Raw genomic sequence first — 20,902 nt, forward strand, 5'->3', positions numbered from 1 at the left:
TTCCGGACATGCAGGATGTGCGGGCCGGGGATGCGCCCCGGCGCCGGCACGGGATTGGCGGCCCGGCGCCCGCGGGGCGCTAGAGCGCCGCGCCGAAGGCCATGCCGAGCCCGTACGTGACGGCCGCCGCCGCGCCGCCGAGCAGCAGCTGACGCAGACCGCTGTACCACCAGCTGCGCGCGGTGACCCGGGCGACGAGCGCGCCGCAGCCGAAGAGGCCGACGAGCGCGAGCAGCACGGCCGGCCACAGCGAGGTGGCGCCGAGCAGGTACGGCAGCACGGGCAGCAGCGCGCCGAGCGCGAACGAGCCGAACGAGGACACCGCGGCGACCGCCGGCGACGGCAGGTCGTCCGGGTCGATGCCGAGCTCCTCGCGGGCGTGGATCTCCAGCGCCTGCTCCGGGTCGCGGGAGAGCTGCATGGCGACCTCGCGGGCGAGCGCGGGCTCGACGCCCCGGGACACGTACAGGGCGGCCAGCTCCTCCATCTCGTCGACGGGGTGCTTGCGCAACTGGCGGCGCTCCACGTCCAGTTCGGCCTGGACGAGGTCGCGCTGCGAGGCGACGGAGGTGTACTCGCCGGCGGCCATGGAGAAGGCGCCGGCGGCCAGTCCGGCGAGGCCGGTGATCACGACGGTCCCCGAGGAGACCGCGCCGCCGGCGACACCGGTCATCAGCGCGAGGTTGGAGACGAGTCCGTCCATCGCGCCGAAGACCGCGGGACGCAGCCAGCCGCCGTTGACGTCGCGGTGGGTGTGGTTCGCGCGGTGCGCCGCGTGGAGCGGCGCCTCGGTCTCGATGATGGACATGCTTCTCCCCTGTGTGCGCGGCGGGTTCGGTGCGTCCGCCGCTCGACGCACTCGAAAATACGCCCGATGTAAGGGGTGCGCCAGCAAGGCAGGCCGTACTTAGTAAGGCCCGCCTGACCCGCTGAGCAGGGCGGTCACCCGGGTGACAGAGACGTTTCGGCGGACTCCCGCGGGCGCGCGCGTGGCAGGGATCCACCCCAGCGGCGGAGAGGAATCCGAAGCACGGGAAAGGCGGCGGCATGGTGACGGGCGGCGACATCAGGACGACGGCATGCGATCTGCGGGAGCGGGCGCGCGGCGCGTTGCTCGGCCTCGCGGTGGGCGACGCGCTCGGGGCGCCGGCCGAGAACCTGCGGCCCTCGGAGATCCGCCGCCGCTGGGGCCGGATCGAGGGCTTCGTGACGGACACCCCGGCGGGCACGGACGACACCGAGTACGCGATCTTCTCGGGGCTGCTGCTGGCCCGGCACGGTTCGGCGCTGACCGTCTCGCATGTCGAGCGGGCCTGGCACCACTGGATCGCGGACCTCGACGAAGGCCCGTTCCGGGGCGCCGGTTTCAGCGAGCGCGGCACCCTGGAGAACCTCCGCCGGGGCCTCGCCGCCCCCATCTCGGCGCAGCACCGGCACGCGTGGAGCGACGGACTGGCCATGCGGGCCGCCCCGTTCGGGGTGTTCGCGGCGGGCCGCCCGGCGGAGGCGGCGCGGCTCGTGGCCATCGACGGCACGGTCAGCCACGACGGCGAGGGCATCTACGGCGGCCAGGCCGTGGCGGCGGGCGTGGCGGCGGCGATGGCGGGGGCGTCGGTGACCTCGGTCATCGCGGCGGCGCTGTCGGTGGTGCCGATGGACTCGTGGACCGCGCGCTCGATGCGGCGCGCGGTGGTCGCGGCGCAGCGGCTGCAGCCGGACCCGCTGATCCGCGAGCGGACGGTCCGCTCGGCGGTGGTCATCGGCGGCTACCCGTGGACGGACCTGGCGCCGGAGGCGGTCGCGCTCGCGTTCGGCGCGTACGCGGCGGCGCGCGGGGACTTCCGTACGGCGGTGCTGACCGCGGTCAACATGGGCCGCGACGCGGACACGACGGCCGCGGTCGCCGGCGCGCTGGCGGGCGCGAGCCGCGGGGTGTCGGCGATCCCCGAGGAGTGGGCGGGGGCCATCGCCCCGGTCACCGGCAGCTGTCTGCCGTCGATGCGCGGCTACCACGTCCTGGACATCGCCGACCTGCTGACCCCCGACGAGGAGGAAGCCGCATGACCACCACGGACCCGAGAAGCACGACCCCCACGCCGCTGCCGCCCGGCGCCCCGGAACCGCCACCGGCCGCGGACGCGTACGCGGGGGCGGGAGCCGTGGCGGACCTGGCGTACGGCGGGCGGGGCGGCGGGGGGTCGGCCGGAGTGCGGGCCGCCTACCGGGGCCCCGGGGAGAGCGGCGGGGCCGCCGGCTGGGAGCGGCAGCAGGAGGCGGCCGGGCCCGCGTACGGGTACCTCGGCGTGGCGGAGCCGGGCCGGCGGTCCCCCGACCCCGGGTTCGCCGCGCGGGTCGAGGGCCTGCTGCTCGGGATCGCGGCGGGCGACGCCGCCGGCTGGCCGGCCGCCCGGCACCGGGCCGCGCGGATGCCGGAGTGGACCCGCCGGCTCACCCGCGAGCTCGACACCTTCGCCGAGCAGAACGCCACCACCACCCTCCCCGTCCCCATCGCCCTCAACCAGCCGCCCGAGCCGCTCCGCCTCGGCCCCTCCGACGACGCCGAGTGGGCGGTGTTCACCGCCGAGGCGGTGCTCGCCGCGGACGGCCCCCTGTTCCGCGGCCTCGCGCCCGCGCACCGGCTGCGCGCCGCCGTCGACCTCGCCTGGAACTCGCTGGCCGGCCAGATCGCCGCGGCCGCCGACCGCGCCCCCGAGGTCGAGTCCGCGGTGCTCCCGCTGCGCGCCCGGATCTCGGTCCGGGCCGGGCTCGGCAACCTCGCCGCGGGCCTGCGCCCGCCCGCCACCGGCCACGACAACCCGCACTACTTCGACGACGCCGCCTGTGTCCGCGCCGCCGTCCTCGCGCTCGTCCACCCCGGCGACCCGGCCGCCGCGGCCGAACTCGCCGAGTTCGACGCCCGGTACACCCAGGACGGCGACGGCGTGCACGGCGCCCGGGCGACGGCCGCGGCGGTCGCGGCGGCGCTCGGCGGCGCGCCCGTCGACGCCGCCGTCGACGCGGCGCTCGACCAGCTCCCGCCCGCCACCGAGATCGGCCGCAACGGCCGTCACGCCGTCAAGACGGCCCGCGAGGCGGCCTCGGCGTTCGAACTGGTCCCGCTCCTGGAGCACCAGATCGTCGACCACGTCTACAGCTACGGCATCGCCGCCGCCGAGACCGTCCCGGTCGCGCTCGCGCTCGCGACGGCCGCGCGCGGCGAGGCGTCGGCGGCGGTGCCGGCGGCGGCCTGCCTGTCCCGGGTCGCGGACTCGGCGCCCGCGCTGGCCGGCGCGCTCACCGGCGCGCTCGGCGGGGCCGCTTCGCTCCCGGTGACCTGGCGCGACGCCTGCCGCACGCTCGCGGGCTGCGCGCTGCCCCGCCTCGCCGGCACGGACCTCGTGGAGCTGGCCCAACTCCTCGCACACGCCCGGCTCTCCCGGGACCGCCGGGGGCGCTAGGGCGTGTTCCCCGGGGCAACGAAGGGCCCGGGGTGGACAATTCGGGCATGACACCCACCCTGCCCTCCCCCTCCCTCGACGACCGGATCACCGGCAGCCTCGTCGGAGCCGCCGTGGGCGACGCCCTCGGCGGTCCCGTCGAGGGCTACACCCCCGACCAGATCCTGGAGCGCCACGGCGGGCGCGTGACCGGGATCGTCGGCCCCTGGAACGGCGACGCGTGGCGCACGGCCCGCCCGATCGCGCCGTACCACAAGGGCGACGGACACGTCACCGACGACACCTTGATGACGCACGCGCTGATCCGCGTGTACGAGAAGGTCCGCGACCACCTCGACGCGTACGCGGTCGCCGAGCACCTCGTGCCCGAACTCATGGGCGCCCCGGTCTGGATCCCGGAACTGGAGGCCGAGGCGCTCCCCCTCCAGCGGATCTTCCTGGCAGAGAAGTGGCTCGTGGCCCGGCTGCACTACGGCCACGTGGATCCGCGCGAGGCGGGCAGCGGGAACATCGTCAACTGCGGGGCGGCGATGTACATGGCGCCGGTCGGGCTGGTCGACGCGGCGAACCCGGACGCCGCGTACGCGGAGGCGCTGGACGTCGCCGGCGCGCACCAGTCCTCGTACGGGCGGGAGGCCGCGGGCGTGTTCGCGGCGGCTGTGGCCGCGGCGTGCGTGCCGGGCGCGACGCCCGGGTCGGTCGTGGACACGGCGCTGCGCCTCGCGAAGGACGGCACGGCGGCGGCGATCGAGGCGGCGGCGGAGGCGGCGTCCCGTCACCGGGACTTCGAGTCGGCGCTGGTCCCGCTGCGCGCGGCGGTCGCGCCGTTCGACACGGTGGGCCCGGACTACCGCAACCCGTCGCTGGGCGCCCGCCGCCCGTCCCGGCTGCACGCGATCGAGGAACTGCCGGTCGCGCTCGGCATGTTGCTCGTCGGGGACGGCGACTACCGGCACACGGTGCTGGGCGCGGTGAACTACGGCCGCGACTGCGACTCCATCGCCACGATGGCCGGCGCGCTCGTGGGCGCCCTGCGCGGCGAGGCCGCGGTGCCGGCGGACTGGGCGAAGCAGGTGGCGGAGGCGAGCCGCCTCGACCTGCACGCCCCCGCGACGGCCCTGGCGGCGGTCGCCCACGAGGTGTACGCGAAGGACTCGGCCCGCCGCCGCGCCCACGAGGCCGCGTACACGACCCTGACGGAAGCGGACCGATGACCCCCACCCCACGGCCCGGAACCACCACCCCGGCGACCGGCCCCGCCCGCGCCGCGGCCAACCCTCCGCCCGACAGCCCGGGAATCGCCACGACCGGCGACGGCCCGGACGCCGGGCCCGTGAGCCGCCTCGGCCGGGCCCCGGACGCCGGGCCCGTGAGCCGCCCCGGGCGCGCCGTGGACCCCCGGCCGACGGACCGTACGGAGCGCGCCCCGGATCCCGGACCGGCGCGCCCTCCCGAAGACGGCCCCCGTACCCGGCCCGTGGCCCTTCCGCCGCACCGCTCGGACGCCCGGCCCGCCCCGATGCGGGTCACCTGGGTGCAGCCCGAGGATCTCGTCGGGCATGAGCTGCGGCAGGCCGAGGAGGACGGGCGGGACGTGCGGGCGCTCGCGGCACGGTGGCAGTCCGCCGGCGGGCCGCCGGCGCCGCCCCGCGCGGGGGCGTCCGCGACCCCGCGGCCGGACCTGCGGCCCCTGGCCGAGGAGCTGCTGGCCGAACTGGACGCCCTGCCCTGCCCCTCGGCCGCCGGGGAACCCTCCACCTGGGCCGCGATCCGCGCCGCCGCGCAGGACGTGACCCCGGGCCCCGTACCGGACGCCTCCGCGCTGCGCGAGCGGCTGCACGCCGCCTGGCTCGGGCGGGCCGCGGGGTGTCTGCTGGGCAAGCCCGTCGAGAAGCTGCCGCTGCACGGGATCCGGGCGCTCGCCCGGGCCACCGGCAACTGGCCGCTCACCACCTGGTTCACCGCCCGCGGCGTCCCGGCCGCGCTGCTCGCCGCGCACCCCTGGAACCGCCGCTCCGCGGCCACCTCCCTCGCCGAGAACATCGACGGGATGCCCGAGGACGACGACCTCAACTACCCCCTCCTCAACCTGCTCCTCCTCCAGCGCCACGGCCGCGGCTTCACCACCGCCGACGTCGCCCGTCTCTGGCTGGACGAGCTCCCCGCCGGCCGCACCTTCACCGCCGAGCGCATCGCCTACCGCAACCTCCTCGACGGCGTCGAGCCCCCGCTCACCGCCGTCCACCGCAACCCCTTCCGCGAGTGGATCGGCGCGCTGATCCGCGCCGACGTGCACGGCTGGACGAACCCGGGCGACCCGCTCGCCGCCGCCGAGCAGGCGTACCGGGACGCCTCCCTCACCCACACCGCGAACGGCCTGTACGGGGCCGTGTTCGTCGCCGCCGCCCTGGCCGCCGCCGCGGGCGGCGCCGACGACGTCCACGCGTGCCTCGCCACCGGGCTCAGCCTCGTCCCGCCGCGCTCCCGGCTCGCCCGCGCCGTCCGGCTCGGCATCGAAACCGCCCGCGCCACCCGGGACTTCGACGCCGTCGCCGACCGACTCCACGCCGCCCTCGGCGGGTACCACTGGGTCCATGCCGTCCCCAACACCGCTCTCCTCGCCGCCGCGCTCACCCACGCCGACGGCGACTTCACGCGCTCGGTCTGCGCCGCGGTCTCCGGCGGCTGGGACACCGACTCCAACGGCGCGACCGCCGGCTCGCTCGCCGGACTGCTGGCCGGCCGGCCCGACCGGATCCCCGAGCGCTGGACCGCCCCCCTCAAGAACCGGCTCGCCACGTCCGTCCCGTCCTTCGACGGCATCGGTTTCGACGCCCTCGCCGATCTGACCGCCGACCTCGCCCTCCAGGAGGCAGTACGCCCATGACCAGCATCGTCGTGCTCGGCAGCACGAACATGGACCTCGTCGCGTACGTGGCCGAGGCCCCGGCCCGCGGCGAGACCGTCACCGGCCGCGAGTTCCGCACCGTCCCCGGCGGCAAGGGCGCCAACCAGGCCGTCGCCGCCGCCCGCGCCGGCGCGGACGTCGCGATGATCGGCGCGGTCGGCGCGGACGACTTCGGCGTCCGCCTCCGCGACGCGCTGGAGCACTCCGGCGTCGACACCGATCTGCTCCGCACCGCCGAAGGCCCCTCGGGCACCGCCCACATCGTCGTCGACGACGACGGCGGCAACGCGATCGTCGTCGTCCCCGGCGCCAACGGCACCCTCACCTCCCTCGACCACGGCGACGAGGCGCTGATCGCCACCGCCGACGTCCTCCTGCTCCAGCTCGAACTCCCCCTCTCCGCCGTCACCGCCGGCGCGGTCACCGCCCGCCGGCTCGGCGTCCGCACCGTCCTCACCCCCGCCCCGGCACAGCCGCTGCCCGACGAACTCCTCGCCGCCACCGACCTGTTGGTGCCGAACGAGCACGAGGCCGCCGCGCTCACCGGCGTCGCCGACCCGCACGCCGCCGCCGAGGCGCTGCTGCGCAAGGTGCCCGAGGTCGTGGTCACCCTCGGCGCGGCGGGCAGCCTGTACGCGGCCCGCGGCGCCGCGCCCGTCACCGTCCCCGCGCCCCGGGTGCGGGCCGTGGACACCACCGCCGCCGGGGACACCTTCGTCGGCGCCCTCGCCGTCGCCCTGGGCGAGGGCCGCCCCGTCCCCCAGGCGCTCGCCTGGGCCTCGGCCGCCGCCGCGCTGTCCGTGCAGCGCCCCGGCGCCTCGTCCTCGATGCCGTACCGCGCCGAGATCGACGCCGCCCTCGCCCCCTCGAACGACCACCCCCTGGAGACCGACGCCGTATGACCACCACCCTGAACCCCGGCCCGACCTCCTCCCCGGCCCCTTCCGTCCCTCCGCTGCACGGTCTGCGCGTGCTCGATCTCGCGACCCTCTTCGCCGGCCCCCTGGCCGCCATGATGCTCGGCGACTTCGGAGCCGAGGTGATCAAGGTCGAGCACCCCCGCAGGCCCGACCCGTCCCGCGGCCACGGCCCCGCCAAGGACGGGGTGGGCCTGTGGTGGAAGGTGCTCGGCCGCAACAAGCGGACCATCACCCTCGACCTGTCCTCCCCCGGCGGCCGCGACGTGCTGCTCAGGCTCGCCGCCGACGCCGACGTCGTCGTCGAGAACTTCCGCCCCGGCACCCTGGAGCGCTGGGGCCTCGGGTGGGAGGAGCTGTCCACGGTCAACCCCCGCCTCGTCCTCGCCCGCGTCACCGGCTTCGGCCAGTACGGCCCGTACGCCCACCGCCCCGGCTTCGGCACCCTCGCCGAGGCCATGAGCGGCTTCGCCGCCATCACCGGCGAGCCGGACGGCCCGCCGACCCTGCCCCCCTTCGGTCTGGCCGACTCGATCGCCGCGCTGGCCACGGCGTACGCGGTGACCACTGCCCTCACCGCCCGCGCCGGAACCGGCCGCGGCCAGGTCGTCGACCTGGCGATCATCGAGCCGATGCTCGCGGTCATCGGCCCGCACACCCTCTGGTACGACCAGCTCGGCTACGTCCAGCCCCGCACCGGCAACCGCTCCCGCAACAACGCCCCCCGCAACACGTACCGCACGTCCGACGGCTCCTGGGTCGCCGTCTCCACCTCCGCGCAGTCCATCGCCGAGCGCGTGCTGCGCCTCGTCGGCCGGCCCGAGCTGATCGACGAGCCCTGGTTCGCCGACGGCACGGGCCGGGCCGCCCACGCGGACGTCCTCGACGAGGCGGTCGGGAACTGGATCGCCCGGCACACCCGCGACGAGGCCCTGGACGCCTTCGAGAAGGCCGAGGCGGCGATCGCCCCGGTCTACGACGTCCGGGACGTGCTGGCCGACCCTCAGTTCCGCGCGCTGGACACCGTCACCGAGGTCCCCGACCCCGAGCTGGGCCCGGTCCGCATGCAGAACGTCCTCTTCCGGCTCTCCGAGACCCCCGGCGCGATCCGCTGGACCGGCCGCCCGCACGGCGCGGACACCGACGAGGTCCTCGGCGAACTCGGGCTGACGCCCGACGAGATCAGCGCCCTGCGCAGCCGAGGAGCCGTATGAGCTTCCCCCTCACCTGGCTGTACGCCCCCGGCGACCGGCCCCAGGTCGTCCGCAAGGCGCTCGCCTCCGGCGCCGACGTGGTCATCGTGGACCTGGAGGACGCGGTGGCCCCGGAGCGCAAGGCGTACGCCCTCGACGCCACCGTCGATCTGCTCTCCGACCCGCACCCGCTCCCCGTGCACGTCCGCATCCACAGCATGCGCGACATCCCCCCACTGGCCTCCCTCCCCGGCCTCGGCGGTTTCCGTGTTCCCAAGGTGGCACACGCCACTGACATCCGCCGGATCGCCGAGCTCGTCCCGGGCGTCCCCCTCTACCCGCTCCTGGAGACCGCCCTGGCCGTCGAGCACGCGTACGCCATCGCCGGCGCGCATCCGGCGGTGCACGGGATCGCCCTGGGCGAGGCGGACCTCCGCGCCGACCTCGGCGTACGGGAGGACGGCGGCCTCGACTGGCCGCGCAGCCGGATCGTGGTGGCCGCCCGCGCCGCGGCGCTGCCGCCGCCGGCGCAGTCCGTGCATCCGGACGTCCGTGATCTGGAGTCCCTGGCGGCGAGCTGTGCGCGCGGCCGCGACCTGGGGTTCCTCGGCCGGGCCGCGATCCATCCCCGGCAGCTTCCGATCATCGAGCAGGCGTATCTGCCCACTCCGGACGAGGTCGCCGCAGCCGAGGAGGTCGTCAAGGCCGCGGAGACCGAGAGCGGGGCGCTCGCCCTGCCCGACGGCCGGTTCGTCGACGCCGCGGTGGTCGAGGGCGCCCGGCGGGTGCTGACCCTGGCCGCCCGCCGGGAGGAGTGACCCGGGAACGGCGACGGGCCGCCGGGACCTCGTGGTCCCCGGCGGCCCGTCGCGCGCGTTCCGCTGGGCTCAGCCCTTGCTGCCCGCCGTGCCGGCGCCGTTGCCCGCGCCGTCCTTCGACAGGTCGACGGCGTCGTCGGCGGCGCCGTCCGTGCCCTCGGGGGCGTCGTCGGCCGGAGTCCCGGTCCCGTCCTTCGGCGCGTCGGGCGCCTCGTCCTCCGACGCGTCGGCGTCGTCCGCATCGTCCGCGTCCTGCTGTCCGGCCTGCTCCACCGCCCCGGGCTCGGCCCCCGGCTCGACGACCTCCTCGCGGCCCGGGCGCAGCTTCGCGGAGACCACGATGTAGATCACCGCGAGCAGGAAGACCACGAGGGCGGTCCACACGTTCAGCCGCAGGCCGAGGATGTGGTGCGCCTCGTCGACGCGCATGTACTCGATCCAGCCGCGGCCCGCGCAGTACGCGGCGACGTACAGGGCGAACGCCCGGCCGTGGCCGAGCTTGAAGCGGCGGTCGGCCCAGATGACCAGGAGCGCCACACCGATGCACCAGAGCGACTCGTAGAGGAAGGTCGGGTGGTACAGGCCCGCCTCGCGGTTCACGCCCTCGGAGATCCTGAGCGCCCAGGGCAGGTCGGTCGGCCTGCCGTACAGCTCCTGGTTGAACCAGTTGCCCCAGCGGCCGATGGCCTGGGCGAAGGCGATGCCGGGCGCGATCGCGTCCGCGTACGCCGGGAGCGGGATGCCCCGGCGGCGGCAGCCGATCCAGGCGCCCACCGCGCCGAGCGCGATGGCGCCCCAGATGCCGAGCCCGCCCTCCCAGATCTTGAAGGCGTCGACCCAGTCCTCACCCTCGCTGAAGTACAGCTGGTAGTCGGTGATGACGTGGTAGAGCCGGCCGCCGATCAGGCCGAAGGGCACCGCCCAGACGGCGATGTCGGCAACGGTGCCGGCTTTGCCGCCGCGGGCGATCCAGCGCTTGTTGCCGTACCAGACGGCGACGAAGACACCGATGATGATGCAGAAGGCGTAGCCGCGCAGCGGAACCGGTCCGAGGTTGATCACACCGGTCGACGGGCTGGGAATGTAGGCAAGGTCCATGGCAGGTCCGACGCTACCCTGCCGGGCGGCCGGGGCGGCAGCCCACCCGACAACGTCTGCGTAACCATCCCCGGCGTCCCCGCCGTCCTCATCCGTCCCGGGGGCCTCAGCCGGTGGTGGAGGGGCTGGCGACCCCGCCCGTCTTCTTGCCCTTGTTGGCCTGCTCGACCCACTTGCGCAGGTTCGCCGGGGAGATCTGCTCGTTCCCCTTCGTCGGGAAGATCGATTCTCCGTTGAGCAGGACCGACGGCGTGCCCTGGAAGGCGCTGCTGCGGAAGGCCTCGTGCGACTTCTTCACCCAGCTGTCGTGGGTGCCGTCCTGGACGCAGGAGCGGAAGGCGGGCGTGTCGAGCCCCTTCACCTTGGCCGCCAGCTCGATCAGCTTGCCGTTGTCGGCGAACGCGTCGTCCGTCTCCTCCGGCTGGTTCATGTAGAGGACGTCGTGGTACGGGGTGAACTTCCCGGCGTCCTGGGCGCAGGCCGCCGCGTTCGCCGCGCGCAGCGAGCCGCTGCCGCCCATGTTGCCGTCGATGAGGGTGGCGAGGTGGTACTCGGTCTTGATCGCGCCCTCGGCCTCCAGCTCGTGGATGGTGTCCCGGAACGCGTTCTCGAACTGGGCGCACGCCGGGCAGCGGAAGTCCTCCCAGACGGCGAGCGTGGACGGGGCGGAGGCGGAGCCCGTGGTGATGGCGGGCTTGTCGTCGCCGGTCGCGCCGCTGGGGGTGACGACCGGGCCGGCCTTGTCCGACCCGTCGTCGCCGTCGCCGCCGGCGGCGATCACGCCGACGACGGCGGCCAGGCCGAGGACGCCGACGATCGCGGCCGACACGATCAGCACCCGCCGCTGCTTCTCCCGCGCCTTCTCGCGCTCTCGCTGCTGCTGGAGTCGCGCCCGGGCGCTCCGGTTACCGTCACGGTTGTTCTCGCTCACGCTCCTCAAACGAACCGGGGAGGCACGCGCGTGCCTCCCCGGTCCCAGATCCACCCGTACGGGTTACGCGCCGCGGCGCACGCCCGCCGCGAGTTCGGCCGCCAGTTCCCTTACGGCGGTCAGCGCGGCGGCCTGATCGCCGTCGGCGTCCAGGATCCGCTTGACGAAGGCGGAGCCGACGATGACGCCGTCGGCGAAGTCGGCGACCTCGCGGGCCTGTTCGGCGTTGGAGACGCCGAGGCCGACGCAGACCGGCAGATCGGTGGTGGCGCGGGTGCGGCGGACGAGGTCCGCGGCCTCGGCGCCGACGGACTCGCGGGTGCCGGTGACGCCCATCAGCGAGGCGGCGTAGACGAAACCGGAACCGGCCTCGGTGATGGTGGCGAGCCGCTCGTCCTTGCTGCTGGGCGCCACGACGAACACGGTCGCGAGACCATGCTTGGCGGCGTGCTCGCGCCACAGCGCGGACTCCTGGACCGGCAGGTCGGGCAGGATGCAGCCCGCGCCGCCGGCCGCGGCCAGCTCCTCGGTGAACCGCTCGACGCCGTAGCGGTCGATGGGGTTCCAGTACGTCATGACCAGGACCGGCTTGCCGGTGGCCGCGTGGGCCTCCTTGACCGTGCGCATGACGTCGGCGATCCGCACGCCGCCGCGCAGGGCGATGTCGTCGGCGGTCTGGATGACCGGTCCGTCGAGGACCGGGTCGCTGTGCGGCAGGCCGACCTCGACGACGTCGGCGCCGCCGTCGAACGCGGCCTTGATCGCCTCGATGCCGCCGTCGACGGTCGGGAAGCCGGCCGGCAGGTACGCGACGAGCGCGGCGCGGTTCTCCGCCTTGGCGGCGGCGAGGGTGTCGCTCAGCAGCTGGATGTTCCCGGTGGTCACTTCGCGTCCCCCTCGGCCCCGTTGTCGTACAGCCCGAAGTAGCGGGCCGCCGTGTCCATGTCCTTGTCGCCGCGGCCGGACAGGTTGACGACCAGCAGCCCGTCCTTGCCGAGCTCCTTGCCGACCTGCAGCGCGCCGGCCAGGGCGTGCGCCGACTCGATGGCCGGGATGATGCCCTCGGTGCGGGACAGCAGCCGGAGCGCCTGCATGGCCTCGTCGTCGGTGACGGCGCGGTACTCGCCGCGGCCGATGTCCTTGAGGTAGGAGTGCTCGGGCCCGATGCCCGGGTAGTCGAGGCCGGCCGAGATGGAGTACGGCTCGGTGATCTGGCCCTCGTCGTCCTGGAGGACGTAGCTGCGCGAGCCGTGCAGGATGCCGGGCTCGCCGGCGGTGAGGGTGGCCGCGTGCTCGCCGGTCTCGACGCCGTGGCCGGCCGGCTCGCAGCCGATCAGGCGGACGCCGGCGTCGGGGATGAACGCGTGGAAGAGGCCGATGGCGTTGGAGCCGCCGCCGACGCAGGCGACGGCGGCGTCGGGGAGCCGGCCGGCCCGCTCCAGGATCTGGCGGCGGGCCTCGACGCCGATCACGCGGTGGAAGTCGCGCACCATGGCCGGGAACGGGTGGGGTCCGGCGACGGTGCCGAAGAGGTAGTGGGTGCGGTCGACGTTGGCGACCCAGTCGCGGAAGGCCTCGTTGATGGCGTCCTTGAGGGTGCGGCTGCCGGACTTCACCGGGACGACCTCGGCGCCGAGCATCCGCATGCGGGCGACGTTCAGCGCCTGGCGCTGGGTGTCGACCTCGCCCATGTAGATGGTGCAGTCGAGACCGAACAGGGCGCAGGCGGTGGCGGTGGCGACGCCGTGCTGGCCGGCGCCGGTCTCCGCGATGACGCGGGTCTTGCCCATGCGCTTGGTGAGGAGGGCCTGGCCGAGCACGTTGTTGATCTTGTGCGAGCCGGTGTGGTTGAGGTCCTCGCGCTTGAGGAAGACGCGGGCTCCGCCGGCGTGCTCGGCGAACCGGGGGACCTCGGTGAGGGCGCTCGGGCGGCCGGTGTAGTGGACCATGAGCTCGTTGAGCTCACGGGCGAACTCGGGATCGGCCTTGGCCTTGTCGTACTCGACGGCGACCTCGTCGACGGCGGCGACGAGGGCCTCGGGGATGAACTTGCCGCCGAAGGCGCCGAAGTAGCCCTCGGTGTTCGGGACCTGACCCTCCGGGTCGGGAAGGAAGAACTCGCTGGACATGCAGTTGCTCCTCGCGGGGCGGGCGCCCCGGATGCGGTTCGGGTTGATGGCCACATGAGGCCCCCGCCGCCGGCAACGGCTCCCTACGGGTACGGGCACAGGTGCCCGCACGGTGGAGCCGGCGTCACTCGGGGCGGTGGGGGGCGCGCGACGGGCGCCATCGCATGCCGTTGACCTGACCCGGTTCGTCGCCGATGACGTAGCGGACGCGGCGGCCGTGGACCCGTCGGGCCGGCGCGCGGCAGCCCCGCGGGCGGCAGCCGCGCGCCAGAGGCGCGGCGGCGGGCCCGGCGGCGGTGCGCGCGGCGTCGCGACGGGTCATGGCGTCAGCCCCGTCCCTGCCGCAGCGCCGGGTGCGCCCCGGCGGCGACGAGGTCGGCCACGGCCGCCTTCGGGTCGCGGCCGGTCACCAGGGACTCGCCCACCAGGACGGCGTCCGCGCCGGCGTTGGCGTACGCGATCAGGTCGTGCGGGCCGCGGATGCCGGACTCGGCGACCTTGACGATGCCCGCCGGGATCTCGGGGCCGACCCGCTCGAACGTGGAGCGGTCGACCTCCAGGGTCTTCAGGTTGCGCGCGTTCACGCCGATGATCCGCGCGCCGGCGTCGACGGCCCGCTCGACCTCGTCCTCGTCGTGGACCTCGACCAGCGGCGTCAGGCCGATGGACTCGGCGCGCTCGATGAGGGAGACCAGCGCCTCCTGCTCCAGCGCGGCGACGATCAGCAGCGCGAGGTCGGCGCCGTACGCGCGGGCCTCCCAGAGCTGGTACGCGGTGACGATGAAGTCCTTGCGCAGCACGGGGATGTCGACCCGGGCCCGCACGGCCTCCAGGTCGGCGAGCGAGCCGCCGAAGCGGCGCTGCTCGGTGAGGACGGAGATGACGGCCGCGCCGCCCGCCTCGTAGTCCGCGGCGAGGCCCGCCGGGTCGGCGATCGCGGCGAGCGCGCCCTTGGACGGGCTGGAGCGCTTGACCTCGCAGATCACCTTGACGCCGTCCCCGCGCAGCGCGGCGACGCCGTCCTTGGCCTGCGGCGCCTTCGCGGCGCGCTCCTTGAGCTCGTCGAGGGAGACCCGCGCCTGCCGCTCTGCCAGGTCGGCGCGCACACCTTCGATGATCTCGTCGAGCACACTCACGCGAGCGGCCCCCTTCCGGGACGGTGACGTTGGCGGTGGCGATCCGTGAGGTGCGCCGGGCGGCGCATCGGGATCAGCCACGGTCGATGGTATCCGCAGGAGGGCGTAGTGCCCGCATCCGGTTGACGTGCGTCCCACGTGCTGGGATCACGTCCGGCGGGCTCAGGGCGCCAGCGCTGCCCCGAACGGCAGGTTCCTGACCAGCGTGAACACGGCCACGAGCGCGCCGAGCGCCCACCACCAGCCACCCGCCAGTCCGATCCGCACGGGCCGCCCGCGTACGGCGCGAACCAGCCATACGGCCATCAGGATGGCGAACACGCCGTACCCGATCACCGCGAGCGCGTTCGAGCCGAACGCGACGGCGAACTCCCCGTGGACGAACGCGTGGGCGCTGCGCAGCCCGCCGCAGCCGGGGCAGTACAGCCCGGTGAGGCGCAGCAGGGGGCAGACCGGGTAGTGGCCCGGCTCGTTGGGGTCGACGGTCCCGACGTACGCGAACGCCGCCGCGACGCCCGCCAGGGTGCCCAGCGGGGCCGGCAGCCGCCGCGCGAGCGGGCGGGAGCCGGGCGGGGGCGGCGGGGGCGGGATGTACCGGCCGCCCTGCGCCCAGCCGGGCGCCGCGGTCGCGGAAGGCTCCGCGGTCACGGGATGTGTCGGGTTCGCGTCCACGCGGTGATTCTCCCCGGAACGACGCGGAGGCGCAGCCCGGCCGGGGCTGCGCCTCTCGCGCGGCGGTCGTGTGCGGCGGTCAGCCGGAGATGCGGGCCGTGGCGGCGGCGGCCGCGCGGGCGCGGGCCGCCTTCTGCGCCTCGGTCTCCTTCGGCGTGCCGAGGCCCATCATCTTCATGATCCCGCCGACCACGGCGCCCAGGCCGATCAGGGCCACGCCGGCCCAGAAGCCGGGCACGTTGGCGGCGACCATGAAGACGCTGGCAACGCAGAAGCCGATGAAGGAAATGATGACACCGGTCCAGGCGGCAAGGGTGTGTCCGTGGGCGCTGCCCGCCATGAGTTGCTCCTCGGTAGCTGTAGCTCGGGGTGAGGTCCGCGCACGGACACTCGTCGACATTGTCCCGCACGCAGGGTCACGGGGTGAACCGGGGGTCACGCTTCGCGCGTCGGGTCCTCGCCGCGGTCGAGGGCCTTCCAGAGGTCCTCGGGACGGTCCGGGTCCACGGGGGCGGCGGCCCGGGGGCGTACGGCCGAACGGGGGCCGCCGGTGCGCTCGTACCGGCCGCCCATCGCGGGCCAGCCGCTGCCGAAGCGGAGCGCGAGGAGCCCGGCGAGGAGGATCAGCGCGGCGCCGGCGGCGGTGACGTACGGCCAGGCGGTGTGACTGAGGGAGTACACCGTGGCGGCGCTGTCGCCGCTGATGCGGGCGGCCTCCGCGTTCAGCGCGGAGCTGTCGGACGCGCCGAGCAGGGCGGCCGCGGCCGCCCCCGCGCCGCTGAGCGCGAGCAGTCCGGCGACCATGCGGCGGCCGGCGCGGCGGACGGCGAAGACGGCGACGAGGGCCGCCAGACCGACGACGGCCAGGGCGGTCGGGACGCCGGTGACGGAGCCGCCCTCGGCCTCGACGGGCACGGTGCCGCCGCCGACGGCGGCCGTGCCCTCGGCCCAGATCTGGCCGGAGGAGAGCAGTACGACGGCGGCTCCGAGGGCGCCCAGGAGCAGGGCCGCGGCCAGGCTGCGGCGTCCGCCGGAGCGGACGGCGGGGGCGCCTGCGCCGGCGGCGCGGGGCTGGGGTACGGGTACGGCACTCACGTACCCCACTATCCCCTACGCCGTCAGCGGGCGTTCATCCGGTTGGCGGTGTGGACGGCGCGGAGCACCGCGGCGGCCTTGTTGCGGCACTCGGTGTCCTCGGCGACCGGGTCGGAGTCGGCGACGACGCCGGCGCCCGCCTGCACGTACGCGGTGCCGTCGCGCAGGAGGGCGGTGCGGATGGCGATGGCGGTGTCGGAGTCGCCGGCGAAGTCCAGATAGCCGACGCAGCCGCCGTACAGTCCGCGCCGGGACGGCTCCAGCTCCTCGATGATCTGCATCGCGCGGGGCTTGGGCGCGCCGGAGAGGGTGCCGGCCGGGAAGCAGGCGGTCAGCACGTCGAAGGCGGTGCGCCCCTCGGCGACGCGGCCGGTGACCGTCGACACGATGTGCATGACGTGCGAGTACCGCTCGATCGACATGAAGTCGACGACCTCGACGGAGCCGGGCTCGCAGACCCGGCCCAGGTCGTTGCGGCCGAGGTCGACGAGCATGAGGTGCTCGGCGCGCTCCTTGGGGTCGGCGAGCAGTTCCTCGGCGAGGTCGTGGTCCTCCTGCGGGGTGGCGCCGCGGTGCCGGGTGCCGGCGATGGGGTGGACCATCGCGTGCCCGTCCTCCACCTTGACGAGGGCCTCGGGCGAGGAGCCGACGACGTCGAAGCCGTTCTCGAAGCGGAAGAGGTACATGTACGGAGACGGGTTGGTGGCCCGCAGGACCCGGTACACGTCCAGGGCGGAGGCGGTGCACTCGGTCTCGAAGCGCTGCGAGGGCACGACCTGGAAGGCCTCGCCGGCGCGGATGCGCTCCTTGATGTCCTCGACGGCGTCCTGGTACGACGCGCCGCCCCACCGGGCGGAGAACTCGGGCAGCTCGGACGGCGGCAGGGCGACGGGCACGGTCTCGACGGGGCGGGCGAGGTCCGCCTCCATGGCGTCGAGGCGGGCGACGGCGCCGGCGTAGGCCTCGTCGACGCCGGTGTCGAGGTCGTTGTGGTTGATCGCGTTGGCGATCAGCAGGACGCTGCCGTCCCAGTGGTCGAGCACGGCGAGGTCGCTGGTGAGGAGCATGGTGAGCTCGGGCAGCTCCAGGTCGTCCTCGGTGTGGTCGCCGATGCGCTCCAGGCGGCGGACGATGTCGTAGCCGAGGTAGCCGACCATGCCGCCGGTGAAGGGCGGCATCCCGGACGCGAGGTCGCGGGGGGTGTGCAGGGCCTGGACGGTGGCGCGCAGCGCGGCCAGCGGGTCGCCGTCGACGGGGACGCCGACGGGCGGGGTGCCGAGCCAGTGCGCCCGGCCGTCGCGGACGGTCAGGGTGGCGTCGCTGCGGACGCCGATGAACGAGTACCGCGACCACGAGCGGCCGTTCTCCGCGGACTCCAGCAGGAAGGTTCCGGGGCGTTCGGCGGCGAGCTTGCGGTAGAGCGCGACCGGGGTGTCGCCGTCCGCGAGGAGGCGGCGGCTGACGGGGATGACGCGGCGGTCGGCCGCCAGCTTGCGGAACGTCTCGAGATCCATGGCGCCCGACCCTACTGTCCGGAGGGGAGGCCGAGGGCGAGCACGTCGGCGTCGAAGCAGGTCCGCGCGCCGGTGTGGCAGGCGGCGCCGACCTGGTCGACCTTGACGAGCACGGTGTCGGCGTCGCAGTCGAGGGCGACGGACTTGACGTGCTGGACGTGGCCGGAGGTGTCGCCCTTGACCCAGTACTCCTGGCGGCTGCGGGACCAGTAGGTGGCGCGGCCGGTGGTGAGGGTGCGGTGCAGGGCCTCGTCGTCCATCCAGCCGAGCATGAGCACCTCGCCGGTGTCGTACTGCTGGGCGATGGCCGGGACGAGTCCGTCGCCGCTGCGCTTGAGGCGGGCGGCGACGGCCGGGTCGAGGTCGCTGGGGGTCCGGGGCGTGCTGGTCATGGGGCCATTGTGCCGCGCCCGGGCGCGTTTCCCGGGCCGCCGTCCACTGGGCGGACCTTTCCGTATCGCCGTACGCTGGCGGGCATGTCGACCCATGCGAAGCGTGAACGGCTCCTTCTGGCGGACCTGTTGGAGGCGGCGGGCCCCGACGCGCCCACCTTGTGCGCGGGCTGGCTGACCCGGGACCTGGCGGCCCACGTGGTCGTGCGGGAGCGCCGGCCGGACGCGGCGGCGGGGACGGTGGTCCCGGCGCTGAAGGGGCGGCTGGACCGGGTGCAGGCGGAGTTCGCGGAGAAGCCGTACGAGGAGCTGATCGCGCTGATCCGCACCGGGCCGCCGGCGCTGTCGCCGTTCGCCCTGAAGCAGGTGGACGAGGGCGCGAACACGGTCGAGTTCTACGTGCACGCGGAGGACGTGCGGCGGGCGCAGCCGGACTGGTCGCCGCGGGTGCTGGACCCGGTGTTCTCGGACGCGCTCTGGGCCCGTCTGGAGAAGGGCGCCCGGCTGCTGGGCCGCCGGGCCCCGGTGGGCCTGGTCCTGCGCCGCCCGAACGGCCAGACGGCGGTGGCCCACCGCGGCACGCCGGTGGTGACGGCGACCGGGGAGCCGGGCGAGCTGACGATGTTCCTGTTCGGCCGCCAGGAGGCGGCGCAGGTGGAGCTGGAGGGCGAACCGGAGGCGGTGACCCGCCTCCGGGACGCGAAGCAGCTGGGGATCTAGCCCTTAGGTTCCGGGCAGTTCCGCGCGGCGGAGGGCCGGGACCCCCAGGGCGTAGAGGCCGCCCAGGGCGCAGATCGCGCAGCTGGCCGAGAAGACCGGGCCGGGGCCCCACAGCCCGATGGCCGCGCCGGTGAGGGGGAACGTCAGCGGGGCGACGCCGAGGCTGAAGAAGCTGGACACGGACGTCACCCGGCCGAGGTACGCGGGGTCGCAGTGCGTCTGGACGAGCGAGCCGCACAGCGATCCGGAGAGCCCCGCGAGCAGCCCGATCGAGACGGCGACGGCCACCGCGGCCGGCAGCCGCGGCACGTACGCGAGGGCGCCGATCGAGGCCGCGCCGAGCACGAGGGTCCAGGCCATCACCGCCCCGGCGCGGGGCACCCGGCCGCGCACGGTGAGCAGCAGCGAGGTGGCCCCGGCGCCCACGCCGAAACCGGCGAGGACCCAGCCGATGCCGGACGCCCCCCAGCCGCGGGTGTCGGCGAGCACGGCGAGCCCGACGTTGAGCGGGCCGACGAACCCGAGGTCGCTGAGCGCGATGACGACCATCAGCGGGCCCAGCACGCGGTGGCGGCGCAGGTAGCGCAGTCCGTCCCGGAGGTCGCCCAGCGCGCCGGGCCGCTCCCGGGCGGAGGCGTCGTCGGTGGGCAGGGGCCGCAGCCGCAGGCCGAGCAGCAGCGGCAGGGAGAGCGCGAACAGCAGCCCGGCCGCCCCGAAGGCGGCGGCGGGGCCGCCGAGCGCCACGGCGAGTCCGCCGAGCGGGGCGCCGAGGACCAGGCCGGCGCGGTACCCGAGGCCGCGCAGGCCCTGGACGCGGGTGAGCTGGTCGCGGGGGGCGATGCGGGGCGGCAGGGCCCCGACGGCCGGCATGAACAGCGCGTCGACGACGCCGAAGACGAGCGCCACGGCGGCGAGCATCCACAGGCCCGGCGAGGCGACGAACAGGACCGCGGCGAGTCCGAGGACGACGAGCGCGCGGACGGCGTCGGAGACGACGACCACCCGCCGCGGCCCGAACCGGTCGGCGAGGACGCCCCCGCCGAGCATCAGCAGCGCCCGCGGCACGGCGCTGACGCTCATGACGAGCCCGGCCTGCGCGGGGCTGCCGCCGCGGACGGCCGCCCAGGACAGGGCGAGGTAGTAGACGCTGTCGCCCAGCGTGGAGGCCGTGTACGCGCCGAGCCAGCGCAGCACGTTGCCGTCCCGGTAGGCGGGCCGGGAGGCGCCGGCCGTGGGGGTCTCGGTGGCGTCGCCGGCCGTGGTGGTCGCCGGGTGCGTGGCCCGGTGCTTCGTCGTGGTCCGCATCCCTGGCCCCTCAGGTCCTGAACGGGAAGCCGTGGAGGTGGACGGCGACGCTCTCGCGGCCCTCGGTGTCGCCGGCCGCGTCGGCGGCGCGGCCGAGGGCGTCGTACTTGGCCACGACGGCGTTCAGCTCGTCCGCCAGGGCCTGGAGCTGCTCGGCCGTGAGACGCGGGTACCACTCGGCGCCGAGGGAGGCCGTGCGCCATTCCTGGGGCCAGGCGGCCCGCTCGTCCAGGAAGCGGCGGTGCAGTGCGGTGCGCTGCTCCAGGACGGTGCGGCTGACGGCGAGGCTCGCGGCGACCTGTTCGGGGCCGTCGGCGAAGTCCGCGTCGTGGACGGTGATGCCCCGGCTGCTGGGCTGCCACCAGCGCTCCCGGCCGTCCGTGGACTGCCGCTCGGCCTCCTCGATGAGGCCGTGCTCGGCGAGCTTGCGCAGGTGGTAGCTGACCAGGGAGACCGCCTCGTCGACCTGGTCGGCGAGCTGCGAGGCGGTGGCGGTGCGGGCGATGGACAGGGCCCGGTAGAGCTGCATGCGCAAGGGGTGGGCGATGGCCTTGAGCGTGCCGAGGTCGGTGATCCGGCGGTTCTCCGAGGAGGTCATGTCCACGACCGTAGATGC

General features: G+C 75.3%; 22 protein-coding genes. 8 read left to right on the forward strand and 14 right to left on the reverse strand.

Annotated features, from left to right (window positions below; genetic code table 11):
- Positions 1-79 precede the first annotated feature (79 nt).
- Complete coding sequence (locus ACNJ93_RS07240) at positions 80-808, reverse strand: VIT1/CCC1 transporter family protein (RefSeq protein ID WP_418956507.1); 729 nt, start codon at positions 806-808, stop codon at positions 80-82.
- A 239-nt stretch (positions 809-1,047) separates the two neighbouring features.
- On the opposite strand from ACNJ93_RS07240, the gene ACNJ93_RS07245 reads away from it, so the two are divergent.
- The 7 genes from ACNJ93_RS07245 (at position 1,048) to ACNJ93_RS07275 (ending at position 9,294) form a co-directional block, all read left to right on the forward strand.
- Positions 1,048-2,064 (forward strand): ADP-ribosylglycohydrolase family protein, encoded by a 1,017-nt coding sequence (locus ACNJ93_RS07245; RefSeq protein WP_418956508.1) that lies wholly within the window; start codon positions 1,048-1,050, stop codon positions 2,062-2,064.
- Positions 2,061-3,458, forward strand: coding sequence for an ADP-ribosylglycohydrolase family protein (locus ACNJ93_RS07250; protein WP_418956509.1), 1,398 nt, complete (start codon positions 2,061-2,063; stop codon positions 3,456-3,458). The genes ACNJ93_RS07245 and ACNJ93_RS07250 overlap by 4 nt, the downstream gene beginning before the upstream one ends.
- Positions 3,459-3,505: 47 nt before the next feature.
- Positions 3,506-4,672 (forward strand): ADP-ribosylglycohydrolase family protein, encoded by a 1,167-nt coding sequence (locus ACNJ93_RS07255; RefSeq protein WP_418956510.1) that lies wholly within the window; start codon positions 3,506-3,508, stop codon positions 4,670-4,672.
- 305 nt (positions 4,673-4,977) lie between these two features.
- On the forward strand, positions 4,978-6,345 hold the full coding sequence (locus ACNJ93_RS07260; protein WP_418961338.1) for an ADP-ribosylglycohydrolase family protein: 1,368 nt from the start codon (positions 4,978-4,980) through the stop codon (positions 6,343-6,345).
- Positions 6,342-7,268 (forward strand): ribokinase, encoded by a 927-nt coding sequence (gene rbsK / locus ACNJ93_RS07265; protein WP_418956511.1) that lies wholly within the window; start codon positions 6,342-6,344, stop codon positions 7,266-7,268. Before ACNJ93_RS07260 ends, rbsK begins: the two co-directional genes overlap by 4 nt.
- Positions 7,265-8,497: a CaiB/BaiF CoA transferase family protein gene (locus ACNJ93_RS07270; protein ID WP_418956512.1), complete on the forward strand. Its 1,233-nt coding sequence runs from the start codon at positions 7,265-7,267 to the stop codon at positions 8,495-8,497. Before rbsK ends, ACNJ93_RS07270 begins: the two co-directional genes overlap by 4 nt.
- Complete coding sequence (locus ACNJ93_RS07275) at positions 8,494-9,294, forward strand: HpcH/HpaI aldolase/citrate lyase family protein (RefSeq protein WP_418956513.1); 801 nt, start codon at positions 8,494-8,496, stop codon at positions 9,292-9,294. Before ACNJ93_RS07270 ends, ACNJ93_RS07275 begins: the two co-directional genes overlap by 4 nt.
- Positions 9,295-9,363: 69 nt before the next feature.
- Here the strand turns inward: ACNJ93_RS07275 and lgt are convergent, their stop codons facing one another.
- The 11 genes from lgt to hisI all read right to left on the reverse strand — a co-directional run bounded on the left by lgt (position 9,364) and on the right by hisI (position 18,261).
- Positions 9,364-10,392, reverse strand: coding sequence for a prolipoprotein diacylglyceryl transferase (lgt, locus tag ACNJ93_RS07280; RefSeq protein ID WP_418956514.1), 1,029 nt, complete (start codon positions 10,390-10,392; stop codon positions 9,364-9,366).
- A 106-nt stretch (positions 10,393-10,498) separates the two neighbouring features.
- Complete coding sequence (locus ACNJ93_RS07285) at positions 10,499-11,323, reverse strand: DsbA family protein (RefSeq protein ID WP_418956515.1); 825 nt, start codon at positions 11,321-11,323, stop codon at positions 10,499-10,501.
- 63 nt (positions 11,324-11,386) lie between these two features.
- Complete coding sequence (gene trpA / locus ACNJ93_RS07290) at positions 11,387-12,208, reverse strand: tryptophan synthase subunit alpha (protein ID WP_418956516.1); 822 nt, start codon at positions 12,206-12,208, stop codon at positions 11,387-11,389.
- Complete coding sequence (trpB, locus tag ACNJ93_RS07295; protein WP_418956517.1) at positions 12,205-13,452, reverse strand: tryptophan synthase subunit beta; 1,248 nt, start codon at positions 13,450-13,452, stop codon at positions 12,205-12,207. The genes trpA and trpB overlap by 4 nt, the downstream gene beginning before the upstream one ends.
- Before the next feature lie 124 nt (positions 13,453-13,576).
- Positions 13,577-13,774 (reverse strand): tryptophan biosynthesis modulator TrpM, encoded by a 198-nt coding sequence (gene trpM, locus ACNJ93_RS07300; RefSeq protein ID WP_418956518.1) that lies wholly within the window; start codon positions 13,772-13,774, stop codon positions 13,577-13,579.
- A 4-nt stretch (positions 13,775-13,778) separates the two neighbouring features.
- Positions 13,779-14,588, reverse strand: a complete 810-nt coding sequence (gene trpC, locus ACNJ93_RS07305) for an indole-3-glycerol phosphate synthase TrpC (RefSeq protein WP_418956519.1) — start codon at positions 14,586-14,588, stop codon at positions 13,779-13,781.
- 162 nt (positions 14,589-14,750) lie between these two features.
- Positions 14,751-15,260: a DUF2752 domain-containing protein gene (locus tag ACNJ93_RS07310; protein WP_418956520.1), complete on the reverse strand. Its 510-nt coding sequence runs from the start codon at positions 15,258-15,260 to the stop codon at positions 14,751-14,753.
- Positions 15,261-15,339: 79 nt separating this feature from the next.
- Entirely contained in the window at positions 15,340-15,600 is a 261-nt protein-coding gene (locus tag ACNJ93_RS07315; RefSeq protein WP_418956521.1) for an HGxxPAAW family protein, read from the reverse strand.
- 95 nt (positions 15,601-15,695) lie between these two features.
- Positions 15,696-16,364, reverse strand: coding sequence for a TIGR02234 family membrane protein (locus tag ACNJ93_RS07320; RefSeq protein ID WP_418956522.1), 669 nt, complete (start codon positions 16,362-16,364; stop codon positions 15,696-15,698).
- A gap of 14 nt (positions 16,365-16,378) precedes the next feature.
- Positions 16,379-17,869 (reverse strand): anthranilate synthase component I, encoded by a 1,491-nt coding sequence (locus ACNJ93_RS07325; protein ID WP_418956523.1) that lies wholly within the window; start codon positions 17,867-17,869, stop codon positions 16,379-16,381.
- A gap of 11 nt (positions 17,870-17,880) precedes the next feature.
- Complete coding sequence (gene hisI / locus ACNJ93_RS07330) at positions 17,881-18,261, reverse strand: phosphoribosyl-AMP cyclohydrolase (protein ID WP_418956524.1); 381 nt, start codon at positions 18,259-18,261, stop codon at positions 17,881-17,883.
- A gap of 84 nt (positions 18,262-18,345) precedes the next feature.
- Here hisI and ACNJ93_RS07335 point away from each other — a divergent pair, with 84 nt between their 5' ends.
- Positions 18,346-18,981 (forward strand): TIGR03085 family metal-binding protein, encoded by a 636-nt coding sequence (locus tag ACNJ93_RS07335; protein WP_418956525.1) that lies wholly within the window; start codon positions 18,346-18,348, stop codon positions 18,979-18,981.
- A gap of 3 nt (positions 18,982-18,984) precedes the next feature.
- Here ACNJ93_RS07335 and ACNJ93_RS07340 read toward each other — a convergent pair whose 3' ends face one another.
- Positions 18,985-20,286 carry an MFS transporter gene (locus ACNJ93_RS07340; protein ID WP_418956526.1) on the reverse strand — a complete coding sequence of 434 codons (1,302 nt, stop codon included), beginning with the start codon at positions 20,284-20,286 and terminating at the stop codon, positions 18,985-18,987.
- A 10-nt stretch (positions 20,287-20,296) separates the two neighbouring features.
- A complete protein-coding gene (locus ACNJ93_RS07345; RefSeq protein ID WP_418956527.1) occupies positions 20,297-20,884 on the reverse strand; it encodes an ArsR/SmtB family transcription factor in 588 nt (195 codons plus the stop codon).
- Positions 20,885-20,902 lie beyond the last annotated feature (18 nt).

It is taken from the genome of Streptomyces tritici (assembly GCF_048500665.1).
Lineage (GTDB): Bacteria > Actinomycetota > Actinomycetes > Streptomycetales > Streptomycetaceae > Streptomyces > Streptomyces tritici.